Source organism: Delftia sp. S65 (assembly GCF_016516495.1).
Lineage (GTDB): Bacteria > Pseudomonadota > Gammaproteobacteria > Burkholderiales > Burkholderiaceae_C > Comamonas > Comamonas acidovorans.
Genome location: NZ_JACVUR010000007.1, coordinates 159,373 through 183,726 on the forward strand (window position 1 = coordinate 159,373; position 24,354 = coordinate 183,726).

At 67.3% G+C, this 24,354-nt stretch carries 20 protein-coding genes; 7 read left to right on the plus strand and 13 right to left on the minus strand.

Annotated elements, in window-relative coordinates:
• Positions 1 to 3 precede the first annotated feature (3 nt).
• The 6 genes from IAE24_RS09300 to hemC form a co-directional block, all read right to left on the minus strand.
• On the minus strand, positions 4 to 576 hold the full coding sequence (locus tag IAE24_RS09300) for a YceI family protein (protein WP_034391259.1): 573 nt from the start codon (positions 574 to 576) through the stop codon (positions 4 to 6).
• A gap of 91 nt (positions 577 to 667) precedes the next feature.
• On the minus strand, positions 668 to 1,261 hold the full coding sequence (locus IAE24_RS09305) for a cytochrome b (RefSeq protein WP_043824099.1): 594 nt from the start codon (positions 1,259 to 1,261) through the stop codon (positions 668 to 670).
• A 222-nt stretch (positions 1,262 to 1,483) separates the two neighbouring features.
• Positions 1,484 to 2,791 carry a heme biosynthesis HemY N-terminal domain-containing protein gene (locus IAE24_RS09310; RefSeq protein WP_200016365.1) on the minus strand — a complete coding sequence of 436 codons (1,308 nt, stop codon included), beginning with the start codon at positions 2,789 to 2,791 and terminating at the stop codon, positions 1,484 to 1,486.
• A 19-nt stretch (positions 2,792 to 2,810) separates the two neighbouring features.
• Positions 2,811 to 3,953, minus strand: coding sequence for a uroporphyrinogen-III C-methyltransferase (locus tag IAE24_RS09315; RefSeq protein WP_063326880.1), 1,143 nt, complete (start codon positions 3,951 to 3,953; stop codon positions 2,811 to 2,813).
• Entirely contained in the window at positions 3,950 to 4,759 is an 810-nt protein-coding gene (locus tag IAE24_RS09320) for a uroporphyrinogen-III synthase (RefSeq protein WP_199961449.1), read from the minus strand. The genes IAE24_RS09315 and IAE24_RS09320 overlap by 4 nt, the downstream gene beginning before the upstream one ends.
• 13 nt (positions 4,760 to 4,772) lie before the next feature.
• Positions 4,773 to 5,711, minus strand: a complete 939-nt coding sequence (hemC, locus tag IAE24_RS09325) for a hydroxymethylbilane synthase (protein WP_199961450.1) — start codon at positions 5,709 to 5,711, stop codon at positions 4,773 to 4,775.
• Positions 5,712 to 5,823: 112 nt separating this feature from the next.
• Between hemC and ppc the strand changes: the two genes are divergently transcribed.
• Entirely contained in the window at positions 5,824 to 8,673 is a 2,850-nt protein-coding gene (gene ppc, locus IAE24_RS09330; RefSeq protein ID WP_013803627.1) for a phosphoenolpyruvate carboxylase, read from the plus strand.
• Positions 8,674 to 8,775: 102 nt separating this feature from the next.
• Positions 8,776 to 10,884, plus strand: coding sequence for a PTS sugar transporter subunit IIC/EAL domain-containing protein (locus IAE24_RS09335; protein ID WP_199961451.1), 2,109 nt, complete (start codon positions 8,776 to 8,778; stop codon positions 10,882 to 10,884).
• Between the two features lie 51 nt (positions 10,885 to 10,935).
• Here the strand turns inward: IAE24_RS09335 and flhC are convergent, their stop codons facing one another.
• From flhC to IAE24_RS09360, 5 genes are all read right to left on the minus strand, one after another.
• On the minus strand, positions 10,936 to 11,478 hold the full coding sequence (flhC, locus tag IAE24_RS09340; protein ID WP_012204158.1) for a flagellar transcriptional regulator FlhC: 543 nt from the start codon (positions 11,476 to 11,478) through the stop codon (positions 10,936 to 10,938).
• 27 nt (positions 11,479 to 11,505) lie between these two features.
• Complete coding sequence (gene flhD / locus IAE24_RS09345) at positions 11,506 to 11,832, minus strand: flagellar transcriptional regulator FlhD (RefSeq protein WP_012204159.1); 327 nt, start codon at positions 11,830 to 11,832, stop codon at positions 11,506 to 11,508.
• Positions 11,833 to 12,152: 320 nt separating this feature from the next.
• Positions 12,153 to 13,067, minus strand: a complete 915-nt coding sequence (locus tag IAE24_RS09350) for a sulfurtransferase (protein ID WP_199961452.1) — start codon at positions 13,065 to 13,067, stop codon at positions 12,153 to 12,155.
• Between the two features lie 93 nt (positions 13,068 to 13,160).
• Complete coding sequence (locus IAE24_RS09355; RefSeq protein WP_034391274.1) at positions 13,161 to 14,066, minus strand: DMT family transporter; 906 nt, start codon at positions 14,064 to 14,066, stop codon at positions 13,161 to 13,163.
• Positions 14,067 to 14,403: 337 nt separating this feature from the next.
• Entirely contained in the window at positions 14,404 to 15,543 is a 1,140-nt protein-coding gene (locus IAE24_RS09360; protein ID WP_099751925.1) for an aromatic ring-hydroxylating oxygenase subunit alpha, read from the minus strand.
• A gap of 340 nt (positions 15,544 to 15,883) precedes the next feature.
• Between IAE24_RS09360 and xseB the strand changes: the two genes are divergently transcribed.
• The 5 genes from xseB to IAE24_RS09385 all read left to right on the plus strand — a co-directional run bounded on the left by xseB (position 15,884) and on the right by IAE24_RS09385 (position 21,615).
• Positions 15,884 to 16,120, plus strand: a complete 237-nt coding sequence (xseB, locus tag IAE24_RS09365) for an exodeoxyribonuclease VII small subunit (RefSeq protein ID WP_012204163.1) — start codon at positions 15,884 to 15,886, stop codon at positions 16,118 to 16,120.
• 8 nt (positions 16,121 to 16,128) lie between these two features.
• Entirely contained in the window at positions 16,129 to 17,079 is a 951-nt protein-coding gene (locus tag IAE24_RS09370) for a polyprenyl synthetase family protein (RefSeq protein WP_096916875.1), read from the plus strand.
• 39 nt (positions 17,080 to 17,118) lie between these two features.
• The gene (gene dxs / locus IAE24_RS09375; RefSeq protein WP_043783320.1) at positions 17,119 to 18,999 is read left to right on the plus strand and encodes a 1-deoxy-D-xylulose-5-phosphate synthase; all 1,881 of its coding nucleotides are present in this window, start codon (positions 17,119 to 17,121) and stop codon (positions 18,997 to 18,999) included.
• A gap of 248 nt (positions 19,000 to 19,247) precedes the next feature.
• On the plus strand, positions 19,248 to 20,330 hold the full coding sequence (locus IAE24_RS09380; RefSeq protein ID WP_012204166.1) for a TRAP transporter substrate-binding protein: 1,083 nt from the start codon (positions 19,248 to 19,250) through the stop codon (positions 20,328 to 20,330).
• 205 nt (positions 20,331 to 20,535) lie between these two features.
• Entirely contained in the window at positions 20,536 to 21,615 is a 1,080-nt protein-coding gene (locus tag IAE24_RS09385) for a TRAP transporter substrate-binding protein (RefSeq protein ID WP_034391287.1), read from the plus strand.
• Positions 21,616 to 21,761: 146 nt separating this feature from the next.
• On the opposite strand, the gene IAE24_RS09390 is transcribed toward IAE24_RS09385, so the two are convergent.
• The gene (locus IAE24_RS09390; protein ID WP_199961453.1) at positions 21,762 to 23,591 is read right to left on the minus strand and encodes a TRAP transporter large permease; all 1,830 of its coding nucleotides are present in this window, start codon (positions 23,589 to 23,591) and stop codon (positions 21,762 to 21,764) included.
• A gap of 17 nt (positions 23,592 to 23,608) precedes the next feature.
• Positions 23,609 to 24,217 (minus strand): TRAP transporter small permease subunit, encoded by a 609-nt coding sequence (locus IAE24_RS09395; RefSeq protein WP_034391292.1) that lies wholly within the window; start codon positions 24,215 to 24,217, stop codon positions 23,609 to 23,611.
• Positions 24,218 to 24,354: the final 137 nt, after the last annotated feature.

The window sequence follows — 24,354 nt, forward strand, 5'->3', positions numbered from 1 at the left end:
GGCTTACAGCTTGCCCACGCCGGTCAGTGCCAGCTTGAACTGCACCTGCACCTCGTCGGCCACCATGGAGGTATCGCCCCATTCGCCTTCGCCGATCTTGAATTGCAGGCGCTTGAGCGGCAGCGTGCCGGTGGCCGTGGTCGTGGTGCCGGACTGGGCCAGTTGCACGGGAATGCTCACGTTCTGGACCTGGCCCTTGATGCTGAGCTTGCCGTCCACCTGGTACTTGCCGCCGCCCAGTGCCTTGACGGCGGTGGAGTCGAACACGGCCTGCGGGAATTTGGCGACGTTGAACCAGTCCGCCTTGGGCAGTTCGGCGTCGGTTTCCTTGGCGCCCATGGTGGCGCTGCCGGTGTCCACGGTGAAGCGGATCTTGCTGGTGTCGGGCTTGGCCGTGTCGAACTGGACCTGGGCATCGAACTTCTTGAAGTGGCCCTGCAGGGGCACGCCCATCTGCTTGGCCGTGAAGTTCACGGCGCTCTGGGCGGGGACGAGCTTTTGCTCGGCCAGTGCCGCTTGGGAAGCCAGGGCCGCAGCGGCCAGGGCGATGGTGGTCAGCGTGGAGGAAAAGCGCATGGCGAGACTCCTAGGGGTCGGGAAGGTCCGGTCAGGGGTGGCTGGGGCCGGATGGACACCGGCCCTGGCTGGCGATAGGTTGGCGAAAGGTTCAGGCGCGGCCCGGCAGCATGCGGGAGATCAGGCCGTCGCGGTCGATGAACTGGTGCTTGAGGGCGGCGCCCACATGCATGGCAATCAGCACGACCAGGGCCCAGGCCGCCCAGCCGTGCAGGGGCTTGAGGGTTTCCGCCAGTTCGGGGCTGGCGCTCACGAAGTCAGGCAGGGGCAGCATGCCGAGGAAGACGATGGGAAAGCCGGCCGCCGAGCTGTAGGCCCAGCCCAGCAGGGGCACGGCGAAGAACAGCAGGTACATGGCGTGGTGGGTGCCGTTGTGGGCCCAGTGCTGCCATTGCGGCATGGCACGGGCCACGGCGGGCGGCAGCTCGGGCGGGCGGTGGGTGACGCGCCAGAGCAGGCGCAGCAGGCTCAGCGACAAAAGCGTGACGCCCAGCCACTTGTGCCAGTTGTACAGCTTCAGGCGCGAGGGGGAGAACGGCAGGCCGGTCATGTACCAGCCCAGGCCCAGGGCGGCGATCAGGCCCAGTGCCAGCACCCAGTGGGCGGCCATGGCCACACCGGTATAGCGCGTGGCTCTGGAGGAGGATTTTGCTGGCGCGTTGGCGCGGGCTGAGGACTCTGTCATGGATGGCGGCAGGCTTTGGAACCGTTCAGGGCCCCTGTGAAGGGGCCCTGGATGGCAAAAAGGGTGCGGTGCGCTCTGCGAGAACTTCGTGCACTGCGGACAACGTGCAGTGTAGGAAGCGGCAAATCCAAAAGAGTTCAGCGGTATTGACGGCTCAATTCAAAAAAGATGAAGGCCGCAGCACCCGTGCCCGCAGTACCGTTACGCGCGGGCTGCAGGAGTTCAGGGCCGGGCGGGATCGGCGGGCAGCATGACCACGGCCTGCGCCGCCTGCTTCCCGGCGGCGGCGGCTGCGTCGGCATCGCCCCGGTGCTCGGCCATCAGGGCCAGGCGCTGCCAGGCACGGGTGCGCAGTGCGCTTTCCTGCAGATGGGGCGCAGCGCGCAGCAGCAGTTGCTGGGCCTTGCCCCAGAGCTGACGCTGCACGCAGGCCATGCCGGCCAGGTATTGCAGGCGGGGTTCGCGCGGATGGCTGTTGGTGGCCGCCTCGATGCGTGCCAGCCAGGTGCCGTCCAGGCCGTCCAGGCAGGGCTCCAGCACCTGGACCAGGCGCGGCAGATGCGATTCGCTGCGCGGGCCGGCATGGGACAGCAGGCGTTCCCACACGGGCAGCAGCCAGGCGCGGGCCTGCGCGGCCTCGCCGCCCAGGGCCATGAGGCGCGATGCGGCCGGCAGCGCAATCTCGGGCATGGCGCGCTCTTCCGTGTCCAGTGACAGCCAGAAGTGCTGCAGCTGCGTGGTGTCGCGTGCCTCGTTGATGCTCTCCAGCACCAGGCCGCGCACCACGCTGGCGGCGGCCGCTGGCGAGAAGGCGCGGTGCTTGGCCAGCAGGCGCGCCGTGTCCAGCGCCGTCGATGTCTGGCCGGCCAGGCGCGAGGCCTTCAGGCGGATGCGCAGCGCAATCGTGCGGCGTGCCGCGCCCTGGGGCAGTTCGGCCAGGCGGCGCAGCGCATCAGCTGCGTCGCGGTCGTCCAGGGCCCAGCGCGCGGCGCGCATCTGGGCGCCTTCGCGCATTTCCTGCTCCTGGGCATTGCCCTGGGCCGGTGCATTGGCCAGGACTTCGCGCCAGTGGTGGTCGCGCTGCGGGCTGTCCTGCAGGGCGTGGGAGGCATCGGCGGCCACCATGTGGGCGGCCGCACGCAGTCGCGTGCCGTGTGGCACGGCGGCATGGGCCTCGGCCAGGGATTCCTCCATCGCCAGGGCGGCCAGTGCCGACTTGCGTGCGCGCAGGAAGCGGCCGGCCTGCTGGTGCGACAGGGCTTCCAGCAGGCTGTGGTGCATGGCGCGCTCTTTTTGCTGGCTGCGCCAGCGCCGCGCCTGGTGCGGCATCTGCAGCAGCGCGGCCAGGGCGCGCAGCGCGGCGTACAGCAGCACGAAGGCCAGCACGATGATGGCAATGGCCAGGTTCAGGGACAGGTCCAGCCGGTAGGGCGCCCAGAACAGGGTCACCGTGCCCTGGTTGGAGCCCGCGAACAAGGCGGCCGCAACGGCCATGCCGAACAAACCGATCAACCACAGTGCAGCACGCATTCGTCTGTCTCCCGGCTGCTCAGCGGCCTGCGGCGGCTGTTGCCAGCGCCGCCAGGGTTTCCTGCAGCGCCGGCTGTTCGGTGGTGCGCAGATTGGCTTGGATCTGCTGCAGCTGGGCCTGCACGATCTGGGTGCGGCGCGCGGCAGGATCGAAGTATTTGTTCACGGCCATGCCCGAGGCGGCCAGGTCGGCACGCGCCGCATCCCACTGGCGCGACAGCAGGGCCAGGCGCGAGTTCAGCAGCTTGAGCTTGAGGTTCTCGCGCAGGAAATAGGCCTGCTCGGGCGCCAGCAAGATGGCGTCCGGGTGGTCGATGCGGCTGACGCGCAGCAGGTCCTGGGCCTCTTCGCGCACGGCCGTCCAGCCGCGCTCGCCCCAGGACTGCCACCAGCTCCACTCGGTGGGGCTGCCCTCGATGGGGGCGGGTTCGGGCTGGCGGGCCGTCTGGCCGGCCACGCCGCGATGGCGGCTGGCGCGTGGCTGGGCCACGGCGTTGAGCAGGGGCATCTCGTCGACCAGGCGCACCAGGTCCTCGATGCGGGTGAGCAGGCCGGCCGTGTCGGTCACGCTCATGCGGGCCAGCCGCTCCAGGTCGCGGTCCAGCGCGCGCATCACGGGAGCCAGACGGGGCTGTGCGGCGCGCTCTATGCGCTGGCGGGCGTTCTTGAGCGTGGCCACCAGCGGCTGCAGGCTGCCGGACAGCTCGGCCTGCTGCTGGGCCAGGCGGATGGAGGAATCTATGTCCACCACCAGGTTCTCGTCACGCGAGCGCGACATGCTTTGCAGGAGTTCGTCGAGCTGCGTGCGCTGCAGCGACAGCTCGGCAATGCGCGCCTCCATGACCGAGGTGCGCGCCGCGCTGTCGCGGGCCAGGTCCTGGGCGTCGCGCGCCAGGGTGCGGGCCTCGACCGACTGGGAGCCGGACTGCGCGGACTGGCGGGCCAACTGTTCCTGGATATTGCCCAGGCGCTGCCAGAGCATGCCGCAGGCAATGAGCGCCGCCACGGCCACGGCGCCCACGCCCAGGACCAGGGCGGAGGAGCCGCTGCGCAGGTCTGCAGCGGGGCTGCTTTGGGCGGAGCCGGCAGCGAATGCTGCGGCGGAGGCTGGGGGCGTCAGGTCCTGCGGGGTGGGGCGGTCTTGCGCTGCGTCGGAACTCATGGCGTCGATTCTATCGACGCAACCACGTCCTCCAGAGCCGGCCGACATTGCTTGACATATCCGAATCCCAGTTGTTTGGCCTGGGCGGCGATTCGCTCGTGCGTAGCAAGCGCTCGCGCCTTTTGCCACGATTGGCCCGGCAGGAGCTGTTGCAGGTTGGCAACGGATTCGGCGCTGCTGAGCAGCCAGAGCGAGCCATCTTCGGCCGCCTGGCGTGCCAGTGCCGTCTGGGCTGCATCCCAGGCAGGCAGTTCGCGCTGGTAGACGGCCAGCATTTCGACCTGGGCACCCGCCTCGCGCAGTCGGGCGGCCAGCCAATCGCGGCCGGCGCCTGCCGTGGCCGGCACGGTCCTGGGCGCTCCTGCCTGGCTGTCGCCGCGCACGATGAGCACGCGGTCGCCCGCATGGATCTGGTCATGCACGCGCTGCCATAGCGTTTCGGATTCGAACTGGGCGGCGTCCGGTGGCGGCCCGTCGATCTGTGCTGGCGCAATGCCCAGGGCCAGCAGCGCCTGGGCGGTGCCGGGGCCGGGCGTCCAGGCGCGGGTGGAGGCCGCAAGCCGTGCGGGGGCGGTGCCGAAGAAATGCTGGACGGCATTGCCGCTGACGAACATCACGGCGCGGTAGCCCGGGCCTTCGCGCAGCGCGTTGCGGGCGGCCTGCAAGGCCTGTTGCGTGGCCGCATCGCGGCAGGGGCCTATGGCCATCAGCGCCAGCGGCTGGGCCGGAAGGCCCCGGGCCTGCAGCGCATCCACCCACGCGGCTGCGTCATGGGCCGGGCGGGTGACGAGTATGCGCGGTGGCATGTGGGTGTGCCGTCTAGAGCTTTGGGGCCGGTTGGGCGCCTGCCGCCTGCAGCAGCGCAGCCACGTGCTGGCCCAACGCGTCGGCGCTGGCGAAGTCGGTGACGGTGGCATCGGCGTGCACTTGCACCAGCGGCAGCCGGCCTTCCGGGTCTCCCCAGGCTGCGTCCAGGCGCAGTTGCTGGCCGTCGAATGTGCCGTGCGCCGCCAGCGGCATGGAGCAGCTGCCGCCCATGCAGCGGCTGACGGCGCGCTCGGCGGTCACGGTCAGCCAGGTGGTCTGGTGGGCCAGCGGGGCCAGCGCGTCGATCAGGTCCTGGCGGTCGGCGCGCACCTCGATGCCCAGCGCGCCCTGGCCTGCGGCCGGCAGCATGCCGGTGGGCTCGAACCTGGCGCGGATGCGGTCGGCCAGGCCCAGGCGCATCAGGCCTGCGGCGGCCAGCACGATGGCGTCGTAGTGGCCTTCGTCCAGCTTGCGCAGGCGGGTGTTCACGTTGCCGCGCAGCGGCTCTATCTTCAGGTCGGGGCGCAGGGCCTGCAGCAGTGCCTGGCGGCGCAGGCTCGATGTGCCGACGACGGCGCCCTGCGGCAGCTCGGCCAGCGTGGTGTAGCGATTGGAGACAAAAGCGTCGCGCGGGTCTTCGCGCTCCATCACGCAGGCCAGCACAAAGCCTTCGGGCAGCTCCATGGGCACGTCCTTGAGCGAGTGCACGGCGATGTGGGCGCGTCCTTCTTCCAGCGCCACTTCCAGCTCCTTGACGAACAGGCCCTTGCCGCCGACCTTGGACAGCGTGCGGTCCAGGATCTGGTCGCCCTTGGTGGTCATGCCCAGCAATTCCACTTCATGCCCCCGGGCGCGCAGCAGCGCCTGGACATGCTCGGCCTGCCACAGTGCCAGCTGGCTCTCGCGCGTGGCGATCACGATGGAGTGGGGGAGAAGTGGTTTGGTGTTCATCAGGTGCCTCGGGGGGAGCGCGGGATGCTAGCATGCTGCGCCGCAGTAAAACCGGCACCAGGACCGAAGCCCAAGCAAACCGATACGCTGACCGATTCCAGGAGATTCGTTGATGGCCACCGCCCCCCGCAAGAGCAATGCGCGAGATGACAGGCGTGATGACAAGCCTGTCCGCAAGACGGACAAGGACCTGCCGCTGATCGAGGACATACGCCTGCTGGGGCGCATTCTGGGCGATGTGATCCGCGAGCAGGAAGGCGTGGCGGCCTTCGAGCTGATCGAGCAGGTGCGCCAGCTGTCGGTGACCTTCCGCCGCGATGCCGACGAGACCGCCGACCGCGCGCTCAAGCGCCTGCTCAAGGGCCTGACGACGGACCAGACGGTGAGCGTGATCCGCGCCTTCACCTATTTCAGCCATCTGGCCAACCTGGCCGAGGACCGCCACCACATCCGCCGCCGCGCCGTGCACGAGCGCGCGGGCAACACCCAGGAAGGCAGCATCGAAGTGGCGCTGGCGCGCCTGCGCTGGGCCGGCATCTCGGCCGGTACCGTGGCGCAGACGCTGGCCAAGAGCTATGTGGCGCCCGTGCTCACGGCCCACCCCACGGAAGTGCAGCGCCAGAGCATTCTGGTGGCCGAGCGCGACATCTCCCAACTGCTGGCCGCGCGCGAGGACATCGTGGCCCGCGCCCAGCTGTACAACAGCGCCAAGGACGCGCTCACCCCGCGCGAGCTGGAACGCAACGAGGCCCAGCTGCGCGCCCGCGTCAGCCAGCTGTGGCAGACACGCCTGCTGCGCTACTCCAAGCTCACCGTGGCCGACGAGATCGAAAACGCGCTGTCCTACTACGAAGCCACCTTCCTGCGCGAGATCCCCAAGCTGTATGCGCAACTGGAGCAGGAGCTGGGCAACACCCTGCCCGTGCACAGCTTCCTGCGCATGGGCCACTGGATCGGTGGCGACCGTGACGGCAACCCCAATGTCACGGCCCAGAGCCTGGAGCTGGCGCTGTCGCGCCAGGCCGACGTGGCGCTGCGCCACTATCTTCGCGAGGTGCACTACCTGGGCGGCGAGCTGTCGCTGTCACAGCGCCTGACCGATGTGTCCACCGAGATGCAGGCGCTGGCAGAGCGCTCGCCCGACACCAACGAGCACCGTTCCGACGAGCCCTACCGCCGCGCGCTCACCGGCATCTACGCGCGCCTGGCGGCCACGCTCAAGGGGCTGACCGGCGGCGAGGCCGCGCGCCATGCCGTGGCGCCGCAGAACGCCTATGCCTCGCCCGAGGAGTTCCTGGCCGACCTGCGCGTCATCGATGATTCCCTGAGCCGCAACCACGGCGAGGTGCTGGCGCCCCAGCGTCTGCGCCCGCTGATGCGCGCCGTGCAGGTCTTCGGTTTCCACCTGGCCACGGTGGACCTGCGCCAAAGCTCGGACAAGCATGAGGAAGTGGTGGCCGAGCTGCTGGCTGCCGCGCGCCTGGAGCCCGACTACTCGGGCCTGCAGGAAGACGCCAAGTGCGCCCTGCTGGTGCGCCTGCTGGAAGAGGCGCGGCCGCTGCGCGTGGTGGGCGCCGACTATTCCGAGCATGCGCGCGGCGAACTGGCCATCTTCGAGACCGCGCGCCGCCTGCGAGCGGCCCTGGGCGCCGAGGCCATACGCCACTGCATCATCAGCCACACCGAATCGGTCAGCGACCTGCTGGAAGTGCTGCTGCTGCAAAAGGAGGCCGGGCTGCTGCGCGGCACGCTGGACGACGGCGCCATCTGCGATGTGATCGTCGTGCCGCTGTTCGAGACCATTGGCGACCTGCGCAGCGCCTCGCCCATCATGCGCCGCTACTTCCAGCTGCCCGGCGTGGCGGCCATGGTGCAGCGCAGCGGCGGCGAGCAGGACATCATGCTGGGCTACAGCGACAGCAACAAGGACGGCGGCATCTTCACCAGCAACTGGGAGCTGTACCGCGCGGAGATCTCGCTGGTCGAGCTGTTCGACGAGCTGGCCGACAGCCATGGCATCAGCCTGCGCATGTTCCATGGCCGCGGCGGCACGGTGGGCCGGGGCGGCGGCCCCAGCTACCAGGCCATCCTGGCCCAGCCCCCTGGCACGGTGCGCGGCCAGATCCGCCTCACCGAGCAGGGCGAGGTCATCGCCTCCAAGTACGCCAACCCCGAGATCGGCCGGCGCAACTTGGAGACCCTGGTGGCCGCCACGCTGGAGGCCACGCTGCTGCAGCCGACCAAGCCGGCCACGCGCGCCTTCCTGGATGCGGCGGCCTTCCTGTCCGACGCCAGCATGGGCGCCTACCGCGCCCTGGTGTACGAGACCCCCGGCTTCACCAGCTACTTCTTCAGCAGCACGCCCATCCGCGAGATTGCCGAGCTGAACATCGGCTCGCGCCCGGCCTCGCGCAAGCCCTCGCAGAAGATCGAGGACCTGCGCGCCATTCCCTGGGGCTTCAGCTGGGGCCAGTGCCGGCTCACGCTGCCGGGCTGGTACGGCTTTGGCGCCGCGGTCAAGGCCTTCATCGACCAGCCGGGCAAGGATGGCAAGGCCCAGCTGGCCCTGCTGCAGAAGATGTACCGCCAGTGGCCGTTCTTCCGTACCCTGCTGTCCAACATGGACATGGTGCTGGCCAAGAGCGACCTGAACCTGGCCTCGCGCTATGCCGACCTGGTGCCGGACGCACGCCTGCGCCGGCGCATCTTCAGCGCCATCGAGGCCGAGTGGCACAGCACCGTCGATGCGCTGGCGCGCATCACGGGCGACAAGCAGCGCCTGGCCCACAACGAAGCGCTGGCGCGCTCCATACGCCATCGCTTCCCCTACATCGATCCGCTGCACCATCTGCAGGTGGAGCTGGTGCGCCGCTGGCGCGCAGGTCAGACCGATGAGCGCATCAAGACCGGCATCCACCTGTCCATCAACGGCATCGCGGCCGGGGTGCGCAACACGGGCTGATCCTGCTCTCTGGAGGCCGCAACAGCCCTTTGCGGCCGGCGTTGTACGATGTGCTCCGGACAGGAGCGCCTGACTTCTGCCGGGAAGAAAAGGGTGGGAGCCATGGGCAACAAGACGTCACGGGCCGGCTTTCCGGACGTGCAACTGTTCCTGACACAGCGCCTGGCCAGGCTGGCCGGCGCCAACTCCATGCGGGCCATACGCGAGGGCCTGCTCTGGCTGGTTCCCTGTCTGCTGGTCTCGGCCCTGTTCCTCATTCTGTCGGCGCTGGCGCAGATGTCCGGCCAGCCCGAACCCGTGGTGCGGGTGCTTGCGGGCCTGCACGCGGAGATCGGCAGCATCCTGCCGCTGCTGGTGGCCGCGTCCATCGGCTACATGCTCTCCATACGCCACCGGCTGCCGCGCCTGCCGGTGACCTTTCTGTGCTTCGCGCATGTGCAGATGGCCATCTATCTGCTGAGCGAGCATCCGCGCGCGGCGGCCACCCTGGTGCTGTTCATCTCCATCGCCTCCCCCCTGATCACCGTGCCCCTGATGGCGCGCCTGAGCCGGCTGCGCTGGACGCGCATCGCGCGCACCGGCTTCGTGAGCGAGAACGTGCGCGAGGTCATGAACCTCGTCGTTCCCGGTGCCCTTGTCGCCGTGCTGCTCGTGCTGCTGCTGCTGGGCTTGCAGCAGGTGCTGCCGGATATCACGCGGGCCGAACTGCCGCTGGCCATCGCGGGCCCCGAGAACCCCTACCGCAGCGGGCTGACGCTGGCACTGCTCAATTCCGTGCTCTGGTTCTTCGGCGTCCAGGGGTATTACGCCATGCAGCCCTTCTTCCAGGTGCTGGATCAGGCGGTGGTGGCCAATGCCGCCGCGATGGCGCAGGGGCTGCAGGCGCCCTGGGCGCTCAGCGGCGGGCTGATGGGCTCCTTCGTCTTCATCGGCGGCTCCGGTGCAACGCTGTCGCTGGCGCTGGCCGTGCTGCTGTTTTGCCGGGGGCGGGGCCTGCGCGTTCTGGCGCTGGCGGCGCTGCCCATCTCCTTGCTCAACGTCAACGAGATCCTGCTGTTCGGGCTGCCGATCATCCTGAACCTGCGCCTGCTCGTGCCGTTTCTCGCGGTACCCGCCATCAACCTGGTCGTGGCCGTCACGGTGGTGCAGGCCGGCTGGGTGGCACCGGCCTCCATGGTGCTGCCGCTGACTGCGCCCGTGGTCTTCAATGCCTATGTGAGCACGGGCGGGGACATGGCGGCCGTGGTGCTGCAACTGGCATTGACGGCCCTGGGAGCGCTGATCTATGCGCCCTACGTGCGGGCCATCGACCGGCTGGGCCAGGACGACGGTGCCATCGTGCTGCATGCGCTGGACACCACGTTCTCGCGCCTGCCCGAAGAGGCCGGCCTGATCGTGCGCGATCCGCTGGTGCAGGCGCACCAGGCGCAGGCCCGGCGCGAGACCATGCTGGCGCATATCCGGCGCATCAGCGAGTACGAGTTCCACCTGGAATTCCAGCCCCAGGTCTCGCACCGCAGCGGCCTGTGCCTGGGCTGCGAGGCCCTGCTGCGCGCGCGGGACGCGCAGGGCCGCTTGCAGCAGCCCGGCAGTTTCCTGCGCTGGCTGGCCGATGCGGGGCTGATGCGCGAGGTGGACCTGTGGGTGGCGGGCGCTGCCGTGCGCCAGAGCCGGCACTGGCGCCAGGAGGGCTTTGCCATGCCGATCAGCATCAATGTGTCGGGTGCCACGTTGACCTCGCCCGAGCACTGCTCGCGCCTGATGCTGCTGCTGGCCCAGGCCAGGGGGCAGGTCGGCGTGGAGATCACGGAGGAAGAAATGGTGGGCGACGTGGAGGCGATCCGCCGCGCCATAGGGCAGATCCATGCGCTGGGCGCCAAGGTGTCCATCGATGACTTCGGCACCGGCTTCTCGTCCATGAGCTACCTGCACCAGTTCGATGTGGATGCCATCAAGATCGACCGCAGCTTCGTCGTGGCCAGCGGCCATGCCAAGGGCGAGCTGGTGCTGGACGGCCTGCTGCGCTTTTGCGAGGCGCTGCAGCTGAACGTGGTGGCCGAGGGCGTGGAGACCGAGGCGCAGTTGCAGGCCCTGGGCTTCGAGGGCGATCTGCTGGTGCAGGGCTGGTACTTCAGCCGCGCCCTGCCGGGCGAGAAACTGCCGCAGTTCGCCAGGGACTGCGCCGCCAGGGCAGGCGGCGGGACGGTCTAGATTCCTGGATTCCTGCGGCGGCATCGCGGGTGCGATGCGCAGTGCAGATCATCAGTGCAGCATCAGCGAGCCGGCGCTCTTGCTCTTGCCGGCGCGTGCGGGCGGATTGCACAGGCCGCACTGGTAGTGGCGCTCGTTCTCGTAGGGCTCGGTCACGAACTGGCCCTTGCACACCGTGCACTGGGTGCGGGTCAGCATCTGCGCGTCGACGAACTTCACCAGGCGCCATGCGCGGGTGAAGGACAGCAGCGCTTCCAGCTCGGCGGCCTGGATCTGCTCGGTATAGAGACGGTAGGCCTTGGTCAATTGTTCAACGGCATCCAGCTCGGCGCCCTTGGACAGGTATTCGTAGATATTCAGGAACAGCGAACTGTGGATGTTCTCCTGCCAGGTCAGGAACCAGTCGGTCGAGAACGGCAGCTGGCCCTTGGAAGGCGACTTGCCGGCGATCTCCTTGTACAGGCGGATCAGGCGCTCGTAGGACAGCGTGGTCTCGGATTCGAGCACCTGCATGCGTGCACCCATCTCGATGAGCATGGCGGCGCGCTCGATCTGCTTGGACTCGTTCAGGACACTTTTGGCGGGGGTGGACATGGCGGGCTCCAGAGTTCTTCAGGCGGATCAGAGGACTTCGGAGACGCGGCTGGCCATCAGGATGTTGGCGTGCAGCGTGTTGGTCGCACCGTTGCCGATCTTGTTGCTGCTGTGGTTGGTCAGCAAGCTCCAGACCATTTCGTCGTCCACCCGGAAGCTGGCGAGCAAGGTGTTGCGCGAGGCCAGCTTCAGCACCTGGGCTGCCGACAGTGCGGCCAGCAGGTCGCACGATTCTTCGTTCAGTCCCAGGCGGAACACCGCTTCGGCCTTGTCCTGGCGGATCAGGGTCTGGGCCAGCATCAGGTAAGTGAGGTTGGCTTCGCGGATTTCGGCAAGCAGCTGTTCATTGTTCATAGGACCATCCTTTGCATCTCGGCAGCCGCAACGCCCGGGTAGAAACAAGATGTTCAACCTGTTGCGATCTGTTGAGATGGATTGTGGAGGAGGGCCCTTCGCCGTTGAAGTCGGGGCAGGTCTGCGCCGGATGTCTGGTTGTGAGACGGCGTTTGTAAGATTTACCTTACACCTGTAGCAAGGTTTGGATGACTCGATTTCGCTCGGGCCCCGCCGTCTGGGGGCTTGGGAGCAGGCCGCTGCAGTGGTGTTGTTGCATGTCGGCCTTTTGACACAGTGCTGTCATTGTGCAGCCTCCCCAAGGGGAGGCATAAGCCGAATTAGCCGCGCTCCACCGGCCTCTTCGGGTCACTGCACCACTCGCTCCAACTGCCCGCGAACAGCCTTGCAGGCGGCAGCCCCGCAATGCGCATGGCCAGCAGGTTGGGCAGCGCGCTCACGCCGCTGCCGCACTGGTGCACCACGCTGGAAGGATCGCGGCCTGCCAGCAGCTGGTCGAACTCCGCGCGCAGCAGGGCGGCAGGCTTGAAGCGGCCGTCGGCAGCGATGTTCTCGGTGAAGGGCCGGTTGAGCGCGCCCGGGATGTGGCCGGCCACAGGGTCCAGCGGCTCGACCTCCCCGCGGTAGCGGGCCGGGGCGCGGGCATCGACCACGGTCTGGCCTGCGCTGCCCAGTGCATCGAGCACCTGCTGCGCCGTTGCCAGTTGCTGCAGCGGCTCGCGCAGCTCGAAGTTGGACTGGAAACGCGCGCTTTCCTCGCCCGATGCCACGGGCTGGCCTGCGGCCTGCCAGGCCTGGAGACCTCCGTCGAGCACGGCCACATCGCCATGGCCGGCCCATTGCAGCATCCACCACAGGCGCCCGCAGTAGTTGGCGCCGTTGCGGTCATAGACCACGGCCTGCATGTCGTTGGAAAAACCGATGCTGGACAGCCACACGGCAAAGCGTTCGCGGTTGGGCAGCGGGTGGCGGCCGCCCGAGGCGGCCTGCTCGCTGGCCGCCACGCTGCCATGGGCGCCGGGCACGCCGTGTTTTGCGCTGAGGTCATGGTCCAGATCGGCGAAGACGGCGCCTGGAACATGGGCCTGCAGGTACTGGGCCTTGCCGGCCGCAGGCTGGGTCAGGTCGAAGCTGCAGTCGAAGACCATCAGCGGACGGCCGCTGGCCTGCAGCGCGGCCAGCTCCTGGACGGAGATCAGGGTCTGGTGGGTCTGGTAGGTGGTGTTGGAAGTCATGGATGCGGAACTCCGAAGGCCTGTGCAGGCGGTGGTGCGCCTGCGGCAAAAGATCCGATCCATTATGCGACGGCCCCAGGCGGGCCGGCGGCGTCAGCCGCGCGAACGCAGGGCCGTGGCCAGGGCGCCGCTGGCCACGATCAGGCCAATGCCGGCCCAGCCGATCAGCGGCACGCTTTCGCCGAACATCGCCAGGCTCAGCAGGGCCGCGAAGACGATGCCCGAATACTGCAGGTTGGCCACGACCAGGGTGTTGCGGCTGTTGCTGGCCGAGGCGTAGGCCGCCGTCATGCAGACCTGGGCCACGGCGGCCAGCACGCCCACGGGCAGCAGCCACAGCGCGCGCCAGCCCGGCCAGGCGGACACGCCCGTGAAGCACATGGCCAGGGCACCGGCGACGGCCGAGCCCAGTGCGAAGTAGAAGACCACGCGCGCCTCGGGCTCGCCCATGCGCGACAGCGTGGCCACCTGCATATAGGCCATGGCGGCGAACACCCCGCCGATCAGGCCGCCCGCGCTGGCCACGAATTCCTGCGGCGCCGCGCTGGGGCGCAGCACCAGGATCACGCCCACGAAGCCCAGGGCCACGGTGGCGACCAGGCTCCAGGGAAACGGCGGCAGCGCGCGCAGCGCATGCGATTCGGGCTGGCGACGCAGCTGGTGGCGCAGCAGCAGGCCCTGGCCGATCAGAAACACCGCCATCCAGATGCTGCTCATGGAGTTGAAGGTGGCGGCCGTGGCCAGCGGCAGATGGCCGATGGAGTAGAACCAGGCGCCCATGGACGTCACGCCCACGAAGCTGCGCCAGGCATGCTCGCGCGGGTAGCGTGTGGCCAGCGAGATGCCCTGGTGGCGCGCCAGCCACCACAGCGCCACCATGCTGACCAGCCCGCGGTAGAAGACGATTTCCGCCGCGTTGAAATCCTGGGAGGCGAACTTCACACACACACTCATGACCGCAAAAACGAATGCGGCCGCCACCATCCACAGGGCTTGCATATAAATGACCGAATAGAGCCGCACAAGGGCCGCGGCGCTGGACGAGAAAAGGGTTGGGTTTTGTTTTTGGCGCATGCCGCCTGGCTGCGTACGGCCCAGGGCCGTGGCAGGGACACGCGCAAGGAACTGTATTGCATAAGCCAAGACATTGGACTTGCCTCGGGATGCATTGCCGCCGCCAGCCCTGCCCATTGGGCACATCAGGGCGCTTGCATTCAGAGGAGCTGTGCAGTTGGCCTGCCGCTCAATACAGACGGCCCGCTGCAAGCGGCCCGATGCAGACGACCCAATGCAGACGGCCCGCACGAATGCGGGCCGTCGGGAGAGCCGGTGCCGATCAGCGTGCGGGGACTGCGTCACCCATCACGCCGCGATACCACTCATGGAAGTGCTGCATGCCGTCTTCCATGGGGCTCTGGTAGGGGCCGACCTCGTTGTCGCCGCGCTCGTACAGCGCCCTGCGGCCGGCGTCCATGCGCTCGCCGATCTCGTCGTCCTCGATGCAGGTCTCCATGTAGGCGGCCTTTTGCGCCTGCACGAATTCAGGCTCGAAGGCCGCGATCTCTTCGGGGTAGTAGAACTCGACCACGTTCAGCGTCCGGTCAACCGCCAGCGGGTGCAGGGTCGAGACCGTGAGCACGTGCGGATACCACTCCACCATGATGTGGGGGTAGTAGGTCAGCCAGATCGCGCCGCGTTCGGGCAGCTCGCCGTTGCGGTAGGCCAGCAGCACGTCGTGCCACTTCTTGTAGGTGTCCGAGCCGGGCTGGGCAAAGCCGGGTGCCACGCCCACGGTCTGCACCGAGTACTCCTTGGCAAACTCCCACTGCAGGTCGTCGCAGGTCACGAAGTTGCCCAGGCCCGGGTGGAAGGGGCCCACGTGGTAGTCCTCGAGGTAGACCTCGATGAAGGTCTTCCAGTTGTAGTTGCACTCGTGCATCTCGACATGGTCGAGCACGAAGCCCTCGAAGCTCAGCTGCTCGCGCAGCTTCATGCCGGCCAGGTCGGACTCGATGTCGCGGCCGTTGTCCTCGAACAGCAGGCCGTTCCACTCGCGCAGCCGGTAGTTGTTCAGGTTCAGGCAGGGATCGTGGCTGAAGTGCGGTGCGCCCAGCAGCTCGCCGCTGGTGCTGTAGGTCCAGCGGTGCAGCGGGCAGACGATGTTGCCCCCCGCATGGCCCTTGCCTTCGGTCATCAGATTGCCCCGGCCCTTGAGCATCACGGCCTGGCGGTGGCGGCAGACGTTGGAGATCAACTCCACCTGCCCCCTGGCATTGCGCACCAGAGCGCGGCCTTCCTTTTCCTGGGGCAGGGCGTAGTAGTCGCCTATCTCGGGAACGGCCAGTTGGTGGCCCACGTAGCGCGGGCCGCGTTGAAAGATGGTCTCCAACTCGCGCTGGAACAACGCAGGGTCGAAGTAACTGGAAACTGGTAGTTGGCTTGCGGCCTGCTGCAGTTGAAGACTTAAATCAGACATGGGTGACCTGACCTAAAGACTCCCCACAGGGAGGGTGCGCGTGCGCACGGGATTGGAAAAAGCAAAACCGGCCGTTCCTGGACATGGAGGCAGGCTTCACGACGTGAAAAGACGCGGCGCCCGAGGCGCTGTCTCTTGTCGATGAGCCCGACCGTATGCCCAGGCAAGGGGCCGGTTTGACGGGGAATGGGATTATAGCCCGTGGGGTTATTTCCGGATGCCCGGTACGTGTATTGCGCGCGCCGGATGCCGCCTGTCAAGGGCTGTCCGGTTATTGGCGGCACGGTCATGGAGGGGCGCCTAGAATCGTCGGTTCCCCACAACGCACCGCCATCGCACCATGCCCAAGGCTGCTCCCAAGGCTCTTGCCGAGCCCACCAGTTACGAATCCGCGCTGCAGGAGCTGGAGCAGCTCATCGCGCAGATCGAGTCGGGCCAGCTGCCTTTGGAGCAGATGCTGACAGGCTACCAGCGAGCGGCGCAGCTGCTCGGCTATTGCCGCGGCCAGCTCGACGCGGTGCAGGAACAGGTCAAGGTGCTTGACGAGGGGACGCTGGCCCCGTGGAGCCAGGATTGAAGATTGCCATGAGTGCCGTGATGACTTGCGCTTCCGATGTTTCCCAGCCGGCCGGCCCCGGCGCGCTGGATTTCCCCTGCTGGATGACCGATCGCCTGGCGCGCACCGAAAGCGCGCTGTCGCAATGGGTGGGCGTGGATGCGCCTGCGGGCCTGGGCGAGGCCATGCGCTACGCCGTGCTCGATGGCGGCAAGCGCCTGCGCCCGCTGCTGGTCTGGGCCGCCGCCGAGGCCGTGGATGGCCTGCAGCCCGCCGCCGTGCGTGCCGGCTGCGCGGTGGAGCTGATCCATGCCTATTCGCTGGTGCACGACGACATGCCCTGCATGGACAACGACGTGCTGCGCCGTGGCAAGCCCACGGTGCATGTGCAGTTCGGCGAAGCCTCGGCCCTGCTGGCTGGCGATGCGCTGCAGGCGCTGGCCTTCGAGCTGCTCGTTCCCGAGCCCGATCAGGCCGGCAGCATGCCGGACGCCCTGCAGGCGCGGCTGTGCCGGCTGCTGGGCCGTGCCGCAGGCGCGCAGGGCATGGCCGGTGGCCAGGCCATCGACCTGGCCAGCGTGGGCCTGCAACTGAGCGAGGCCCAGCTGCGCGAGATGCACCGCCTCAAGACCGGCGCCCTGCTGCATGCCAGCGTGCTCATGGGAGCAGCCTGCAATGAGGGCGTGGATGCCCAGGCCTGGCAGGCGCTGTCCGACTACGGGCAGGCGCTGGGCGTGGCCTTCCAGGTGGTGGATGACATCCTCGACGTGGTGGCCGACTCGGCCACCCTGGGCAAGACGGCCGGCAAGGACGCGGCCAACGACAAGCCGACCTACGTCTCGCTGCTGGGCCTGGACCAGGCCCGCGCCCATGCCGACGAGCTGTGCGCCCTGGCGCACGCGGCGCTTGCGCGCAGCGGCCTGCCGGACACGCGGGCCCTGGCGGCACTGGCCGACATGGTCGTGAGCCGCACTCACTGACAATACGGACCGCGGCCTTGCCGCTCCAAGATACCTAGCATGACCACGAACACCTACTCCCTGCTGCAGACCATCGACGATCCCTCGGATCTGAGGCGTCTGTCGCGTGCCGAACTCAAGACCCTGGCCCAGCAACTGCGTGCCTATGTGCTCGACAGCGTCTCCAAGACCGGCGGGCATCTGAGTTCCAACCTGGGGACGGTGGAGCTGACGGTGGCGCTGCATGCGGTGTTCGACACGCCCTACGACCGCGTGGTCTGGGACGTGGGCCACCAGACCTATCCGCACAAGATCCTCACGGGCCGGCGCGAGCGCATGGCCTCGCTGCGCCAGTTCGGCGGCCTGTCGGGCTTTCCGCAGCGCGCCGAGAGCCCGTACGACACCTTCGGCACGGCGCACTCCTCCACCAGCATCTCGGCCGCCCTGGGCATGGCCCTGGCTGCCAAGCAAAAGGGCGAGGACCGCCGCGCCATCGCCGTCATCGGCGACGGCGCCATGACGGCTGGCATGGCTTTCGAGGCGCTGAACAACGCCGGCGTGACCGATGCCAACCTGCTGGTCATCCTCAACGACAACGACATGAGCATCAGCCCGCCCGTGGGCGCGCTCAACCGCTACCTGGCCCAGCTTATGAGCGGGCAGTTCTACGCCAAGGCGCGCGACATGGGCAAGAGCGTGCTCAAGCAGGTGCCGCCGCTGCTGGAGCTGGCCAAGCGGCTGGAGCAGCAGGCCAAGGGCATGGTCGTGCCGGCCACGCTGTTCGAGAACTTCGGCTTCAACTACATCGGCCCCATCGACGGGCATGACCTCGATTCGCTGATCCCCACTCTGGAGAACATCAAGAGCCTCAAGGGCCCGCAGTTCCTGCATGTGGTCACCAAGAAGGGCCAGGGCTACAAGCTGGCCGAGGCCGATCCCGTGGCCTACCACGGCCCCGGCAAGTTCGACCCCAGCGTGGGCCTGGTCAAGCCGGCCACGCCCCCGAAGCAGACCTTCACCCAGGTCTTCGGCCATTGGCTGTGCGACATGGCGGACAAGGACCAGCGCCTGGTGGGCATCACCCCCGCCATGCGCGAGGGCTCGGGCATGGTGGAATTCCACAAGCGCTTTCCGGGCCGCTACTACGACGTGGGCATTGCCGAGCAGCATGCGGTCACCTTCGCGGCCGGCATGGCCTGCGAAGGCCTCAAGCCCGTGGTTGCCATCTACTCCACCTTCCTGCAGCGCGGCTACGACCAGTTGATCCATGACGTGGCGCTGCAAAAGCTGCCCGTGGTCTTTGCGCTGGACCGCGCGGGCCTGGTCGGCGCCGATGGCGCCACGCACGCAGGTGCGTATGACATCGCCTTCGTGCGCTGCATTCCGCACATGAGCATGGCCTGCCCGGCCGACGAGCGCGAATGCCGCCAGCTGCTCACCACCGCCTACGAGCAGGACCATCCCGTGGCCGTGCGCTACCCGCGTGGCGCGGGCGTGGGTGTGGCGCCGCTGGAGAGCCTGGAGGGCCTGCCCTTCGGCAAGGGCGAGGTGCGCCGCGAGTCTGCCAAGAAGCAGGTCGCCATCCTGGCCTTCGGCACCCTGCTGTACCCGGCCCTGGCCGCAGCCGAGGCGCTGGACGCCACCGTGGTCAACATGCGCTGGGCCAAGCCGCTGGACGAGGAACTGCTGCGCCAGGTGGCCTCCACGCACGAGCTCATCGTCACCGTGGAAGAGGGCTGCATCATGGGCGGCGCAGGCAGCGCCGTGGCCGAGTCGCTGCAGGCCGCCGGCATCACGCGCCAGCTGCTGCAGCTGGGCCTGCCCGACGAGTTCATCGAGCACGGCGATCCCGCAAAGCTGCTGGCCCTGCAGGGCCTGGATGCGGCGGGCATCGAGGCCTCGGTGCGCGCCCATCTGGCACCCGAGCGCGCCGTGGCCTGAGCGGCGCCGGGCAGCCGGCCAGCCGAGCAGAACTACGCGGGGGAAAACCCCGTCCGCGCTTGCTTTGCGGCGTTTTTAGAATCGATACCACCTGATACAGTGTGAATGCACGTGCGAACGTGCGTTTTTTTTGCAGCCGGGTCGCCCCAAGGCAAAAAGCGGCCCCCTCGGGGTGGCCGCGGACCTTGCGCAGCAAGGGGGCGCGGGGGCTTTTTCTGACTGACACAACACATCGCGGAGAGACATTCATGGACCGTCGTTCGATCATCAAACATGCGGGAATCGCTGGCGTGCTGGCTGTGGGAGCCGCACCCGCAGTCCATGCCCAGGAGGCGATCCGCTGGCGTCTGGCCGCGAGCTTTCCCAAGTCGCTGGACACCATCTTCGGCTCGGCCGAAATGTTCTCCAAGACGCTCAAGGCGATGTCGGGCGGCAAGTTCGAAGTCTCGGTGCATGCGGCCGGTGAGCTGATGCCCGCCTTCGGCGTGGTCGATGGCATCCAGAACGGCACCATCGAGATGGCGCTGACGGCGCCCTATTACTTCACCGGCAAGGACTACATCTTCGCCTTCGGCTGCGCCGTGCCCTTCGGCCTGACCGCCCGCCAGATGGATGCCTGGATGGAGCACGGCGGCGGCCGCAAGCTCATGGACGAGTTCTATGCGCAGTACAACATCAAGAGCCAGAGCGCAGGCAACACGGGCACCCAGATGGGCGGCTGGTTCCGCAAGGAAATCAAGTCGGTGGCCGATCTCAAGGGCCTGAAGATGCGCCTGGGCGGCGGCCTGTTCGGCGACGCTATGCTCAAGCTTGGCGTGGTCGCCCAGAACATGCCCGTGGGCGAGGTCTACCAGGCGCTCGAAAAGGGCACGCTGGATGCCGTGGAATTCGTGGGCCCCTACGACGACCAGAAGCTGGGCTTCAACAAGGTCGCTCCCTACTACTACTACCCCGGCTGGTGGGAAGGCGGCGCCGAGCTGGAGTTCTTCATCAACACCAAGGCGTATGCGGCCCTGTCGCCCGAGTACAAGGCCATGGTCGATGCAGCCTGCAACGTGGCGGCACGCGACATGACGGCCAAGTACGACGCCAACAACCCCGTGGCGCTCAAGAAGCTGGTGGCCGACAAGACCCAGCTCAAGGCCTTCCCCAAGGACTTCATGGATGCCGGCTACAAGGCCGTCATGGAGATCATGGCCGAGCATGACGCCAAGTCGCCCATGTTCAAGAAGATCAACCAGAGCCTGCGCACCTTCCAGCGCGACCAGCTGCTGTGGGAGCGCTTCTCGGAGTTCCGCTACAACAGCTACATGACCACGGCCAAGCTGTAAGGCCAGGTCTCCCCAGCCAGCAGCACGCACAAGGACGGTCCATGCCTTCCAAGCCTGCAGGCCAAGCCCGCGTCCCCTCTGTTGAATGCAGCAGGGGACAGCGGGCTTTTTTTGTTGTTCCGAGAAAGTATGTGGGCCGGGCTGCCAAGAGCAGTCCGGCCTTTTTTGAATGCTCTCAAGCAGAGCGAACCAGGAGGAGACAGTGATGGACAGAAGAAAAGCACTCAAGCACGCCGGTCTGGCCGGTGTGTTGACTGCCGCAGCGGCACCGGCCGTTCACGCGCAGGCGGCAATACGCTGGCGCCTGGCGTCGAGCTTCCCGCGCTCGCTGGACACCATCTACGGCTCGGCCGAGGTGTTCTCCAAGGCGATCAAGGAGATGTCGGGCGGCAAGTTCGAGGTCTCGGTCCATGCGGCCGGCGAGCTGATGCCCGCTTTCGGCGTGGTCGATGGCGTGCAGAACGGCACGGTGGAGATCGCGCACACGGCGCCTTACTACTTCTTTGGCAAGAATGAGGCCTTTGCCATTGGCGGCGCCATTCCGTTCGGCATGAACTCGCGCCAGCTCACGGCGTGGATCGTGGACGGCAACGGCGGCAAGCTGATGCGCGAGTTCTATGCCGAATACGGCATCGTCAACTTCCTGGGCGGCAACACGGGCGCACAGATGGGGGGCTGGTTCCGCAAGGAGGTCAAGACACCCGAGGACATCAAGGGCCTGAAGTTCCGTATCGGCGGCTTCGCGGGCCGGATCATCGAGCGCATGGGCGGCGTGCCCCAGAACATCCCGGGCGGCGAAATCTACCAGGCGCTGGAAAAGGGCACCATCGATGCGGCCGAATGGATCGGCCCCTATGACGACCTCAAGCTGGGCTTCAACAAGGTCGCTCCGTTCTACTACTACCCCGGCTGGTGGGAAGGCAGCCTGAACCTCGAGTTCTACGTGAACCAGAAGGCGCTGGCCGCGCTGACGCCCGAGCAGCGCGCCATGGTGCAGGCTGCATCGCACGAGGCCCACGTGGTCACCCAGGCCCGCTACGACGCGCGCAATCCCGGCGCGCTCAAGCAACTGGTGGCCAGCAAGGCCAAGGTGCTGGCCTTCCCGCAGACCGTACTCGATGCTTCCTACAAGACCACCATGGCGGTCTATGCGGAGCTGGCCGAGAAAAATCCTGCGTGGAAGAAGATCTACGGCGACTACCGCAACTTCCAGCGCGACGAGGTGCTGTGGTTCCGCTTTGCCGAGGCGCGCTACGACGCCTTCATGTCGGCGCAAAAGCTGTGAAGTCGCGGCGCCCTCGGGCGTCATGCGGGAAAGCCGGGCACTGCCCGGCTTTTTTCATGCGCGCAGGGGACCGGCGCACGCCGGGGCCCGAACGAAAAAAGGCCCCGCGGTTGCGGGGCCTTTGCTGTCCTTGAGGAAGCCTGCGATCAGCTGCCGGACTTGCTCTCGCCCGGCGTGGCCGGTTGCTCGCGCTGCAACTGGTCCTGCAGCGCCTTGAGTGCATCGTCCTCGCTGCCCGGGGCCGAAGGCTCGCCAGGCGTTGCTCCGGGGGCAGGCGGCTGGTTCGCGCCGTCGCCGTTGAACATGGGGTCGTTGAAGTCGATGGCCTCGGGCATGGATGCCTCCATCTCCTGGCGCACCTTGTCCAGGTCGTACTCCACCTTCTTGTCCAGCCCGCTGGAGACGATGCCGGGGAAGATGATGATCAGGGCCACCATGAACAGCTGCAGCACCACGAAGGGAATGGCACCTGCATAGATCTGCATGGTGGTCACGGGCTCGGTCATCTTCTTGGTGACCTTGTCCACGTAGGCCTTGGCCGGGGCCACGCTGCGCAGGAAGAACAGCGCGAAGCCGAAGGGCGGGTGCATGAACGAGGTCTGCATGTTCACGGCCAGCAGCACGCCGAACCAGACCAGGTCGATGCCCAGCTTGTCGGCCACGGGGGCCAGCAGCGGCACGACGATGAAGGACAGCTCGAAGAAGTCCAGGAAGAAGGCCAGCACGAAGATCATGATGTTGACCACGATCAGGAAGCCGATCTCGCCGCCGGGCAGGGACACCAGCAGTTCCTCCACCCACTTGGGGCCGTCCACGCCCTGGAAGGTCAGGCCGAACATGGTCGCGCCGATCAGGATGAACATCACGAAGCACGACAGCTTGGTGGTGGACATCAGCGCCTGCTTGAGCAGGTCCATGTTCAGGCGGCCGCGAGCGAAGGCCATGATGGCCGCGCCCAGCGCGCCCATGGCGCCGCCTTCGGTGGGGGTTGCAACGCCCAGGAAGATGGTGCCCAGCACCAGGAAGATCAGCAGCAGCGGCGGGATCAGCACGAAGGTCACGCGCTCGGCCATGCGGCTGAGCAGGTGCAGGCCCGTGAGCTTGTTGAACATGGCGGCGATGAAGGCCAGGGCCACGCCGAAGCACATGGACACCACGATGGTCTCGTCCAGCGCGACCTTCTCCACCACATCGCCGGACCACCAGGTGTGCAGCTGGGGCATGTACTGTCCGACCACGATGGAGGCGGCCACGCACAGCACGGTCAGCACCAGGGTGGAAGGCAGGCCGGAATTGCCATTGGGCTCGCGCAGCGTGCGCGCCTCGGGCGGCAGGGCGGGCACCATGGCGGGCTTGAAGATGGCCAGCACGACGATGAACAGCGCATAGCAGCCCGTCAGCATCAGGCCCGGCAGGAAGGCGCCCTTGTACATGTCGCCCACACTGCGGCCCAGCTGGTCGGCCAGCACGATCAGCACCAGGGACGGCGGAATGATCTGCGCCAGCGTGCCCGAGGCCGCGATCACGCCCGAGGCCACCCGGCGGTCATAGCCGTAGCGCATCATGATGGGCAGGGAGATCAGGCCCATGGAGATCACCGATGCCGCGACCACGCCCGTGGTCGCCGCCAGCAGCGCGCCCACGAAGATCACCGCAAAGGCCACGCCGCCGCGCACGGGGCCGAAGAGCTGGCCCACGGTCTCCAGCAGGTCCTCGGCCATGCCGCTTCGCTCCAGTATCAGCCCCATGAGGGTGAAGAACGGTATGGCCAGCATCGTCTCGTTCTGCATGATGCCGAAGATGCGCAGCGGAAGGGCCTGCAGCAGGGCTTCGGGCAGCACGCCCAGTTCGATGCCGACAAAGGCGAAGAACAGGCCGCAGGCGCCCAGGCTGAATGCCACGGGAAAACCCACGAGCAGGAAAAGTATCAGCCCCGCGAACATGATCGGGGCCAGGTTGTGGATTACGAATTCCATGATGTCTGTTTCCCCGATCAGGCGCTTTGCCCGCTTTTGTCCTTGGCACCTGCCAGCCCGCGCAGGGCGTCGGCCAGGTCTTCCTCGGCGGTCTTCTCGCCCTTCTTGGCCGTGGGATCGTCGATCAGGCCCTTCAGGAAGGCGATGCGCTTGATCAGCTCCGACATGCCCTGCAGCAGCAGCAGTCCGAAGCCGATGGGGATCATCAGGTAGACGGGCCAGCGCACCAGGCCGCCTGCGTTGCCCGACATCTCGCCGGTCTGCATGGCCTGGATCACGAACGGCGTGCCGAACCACAGGATGGCCAGCGCCATGGGGGTCAGGAAGAAGACGAAGCCGAAGATGTCGATCCAGATCTGCGTGCGCTTGGACAGGCGGCTGGCGATCACATCCACCTTCACATGCTCGCCCTGCAGCAGCGTGTAGCCGGCGGCCAGCAGGAAGGAGGCCGCGAACAGGTACCACTGCACTTCGAGGTAGGCGTTCGAGCTGGTGTGCAACACCTTGCGAACGATGGCATTGATGCCGCTGATGACCGTGGAGGCCAGGATCAGCCAGATAAGCCATCGCCCGACCAGGCTGTTGAGCCAGTCGACCCCCCTTGAGAATTTGAGCAAAGCCTGCATGGTGTCTCCAAAAAGTAGGCTGTATTGGGTCCGTCGCCGTACGCCAGCCTGTAGGCCGGCGCGCAGCGCTCTTGTCGGCGCATGGACCAAAGCCGTCGATTCTACGGAGACCCGACCGTCGCAGGCGGCCTGCTCCC

Coding starts and splice junctions, on each gene's coding strand:
- IAE24_RS09300 (WP_034391259.1), bottom strand. CDS start 576: ATGCGCTTTTCCTCCACGCTGACCACCATCGCCCTGGCCGCTGCGGCC.
- IAE24_RS09305 (WP_043824099.1), bottom strand. CDS start 1,261: ATGACAGAGTCCTCAGCCCGCGCCAACGCGCCAGCAAAATCCTCCTCC.
- IAE24_RS09310 (WP_200016365.1), bottom strand. CDS start 2,791: ATGCGTGCTGCACTGTGGTTGATCGGTTTGTTCGGCATGGCCGTTGCG.
- IAE24_RS09315 (WP_063326880.1), bottom strand. CDS start 3,953: ATGAGTTCCGACGCAGCGCAAGACCGCCCCACCCCGCAGGACCTGACG.
- IAE24_RS09320 (WP_199961449.1), bottom strand. CDS start 4,759: ATGCCACCGCGCATACTCGTCACCCGCCCGGCCCATGACGCAGCCGCG.
- hemC (WP_199961450.1), bottom strand. CDS start 5,711: ATGAACACCAAACCACTTCTCCCCCACTCCATCGTGATCGCCACGCGC.
- ppc (WP_013803627.1), top strand. CDS start 5,824: ATGGCCACCGCCCCCCGCAAGAGCAATGCGCGAGATGACAGGCGTGAT.
- IAE24_RS09335 (WP_199961451.1), top strand. CDS start 8,776: ATGGGCAACAAGACGTCACGGGCCGGCTTTCCGGACGTGCAACTGTTC.
- flhC (WP_012204158.1), bottom strand. CDS start 11,478: ATGTCCACCCCCGCCAAAAGTGTCCTGAACGAGTCCAAGCAGATCGAG.
- flhD (WP_012204159.1), bottom strand. CDS start 11,832: ATGAACAATGAACAGCTGCTTGCCGAAATCCGCGAAGCCAACCTCACT.
- IAE24_RS09350 (WP_199961452.1), bottom strand. CDS start 13,067: ATGACTTCCAACACCACCTACCAGACCCACCAGACCCTGATCTCCGTC.
- IAE24_RS09355 (WP_034391274.1), bottom strand. CDS start 14,066: ATGCAAGCCCTGTGGATGGTGGCGGCCGCATTCGTTTTTGCGGTCATG.
- IAE24_RS09360 (WP_099751925.1), bottom strand. CDS start 15,543: ATGTCTGATTTAAGTCTTCAACTGCAGCAGGCCGCAAGCCAACTACCA.
- xseB (WP_012204163.1), top strand. CDS start 15,884: ATGCCCAAGGCTGCTCCCAAGGCTCTTGCCGAGCCCACCAGTTACGAA.
- IAE24_RS09370 (WP_096916875.1), top strand. CDS start 16,129: ATGAGTGCCGTGATGACTTGCGCTTCCGATGTTTCCCAGCCGGCCGGC.
- dxs (WP_043783320.1), top strand. CDS start 17,119: ATGACCACGAACACCTACTCCCTGCTGCAGACCATCGACGATCCCTCG.
- IAE24_RS09380 (WP_012204166.1), top strand. CDS start 19,248: ATGGACCGTCGTTCGATCATCAAACATGCGGGAATCGCTGGCGTGCTG.
- IAE24_RS09385 (WP_034391287.1), top strand. CDS start 20,536: ATGGACAGAAGAAAAGCACTCAAGCACGCCGGTCTGGCCGGTGTGTTG.
- IAE24_RS09390 (WP_199961453.1), bottom strand. CDS start 23,591: ATGGAATTCGTAATCCACAACCTGGCCCCGATCATGTTCGCGGGGCTG.
- IAE24_RS09395 (WP_034391292.1), bottom strand. CDS start 24,217: ATGCAGGCTTTGCTCAAATTCTCAAGGGGGGTCGACTGGCTCAACAGC.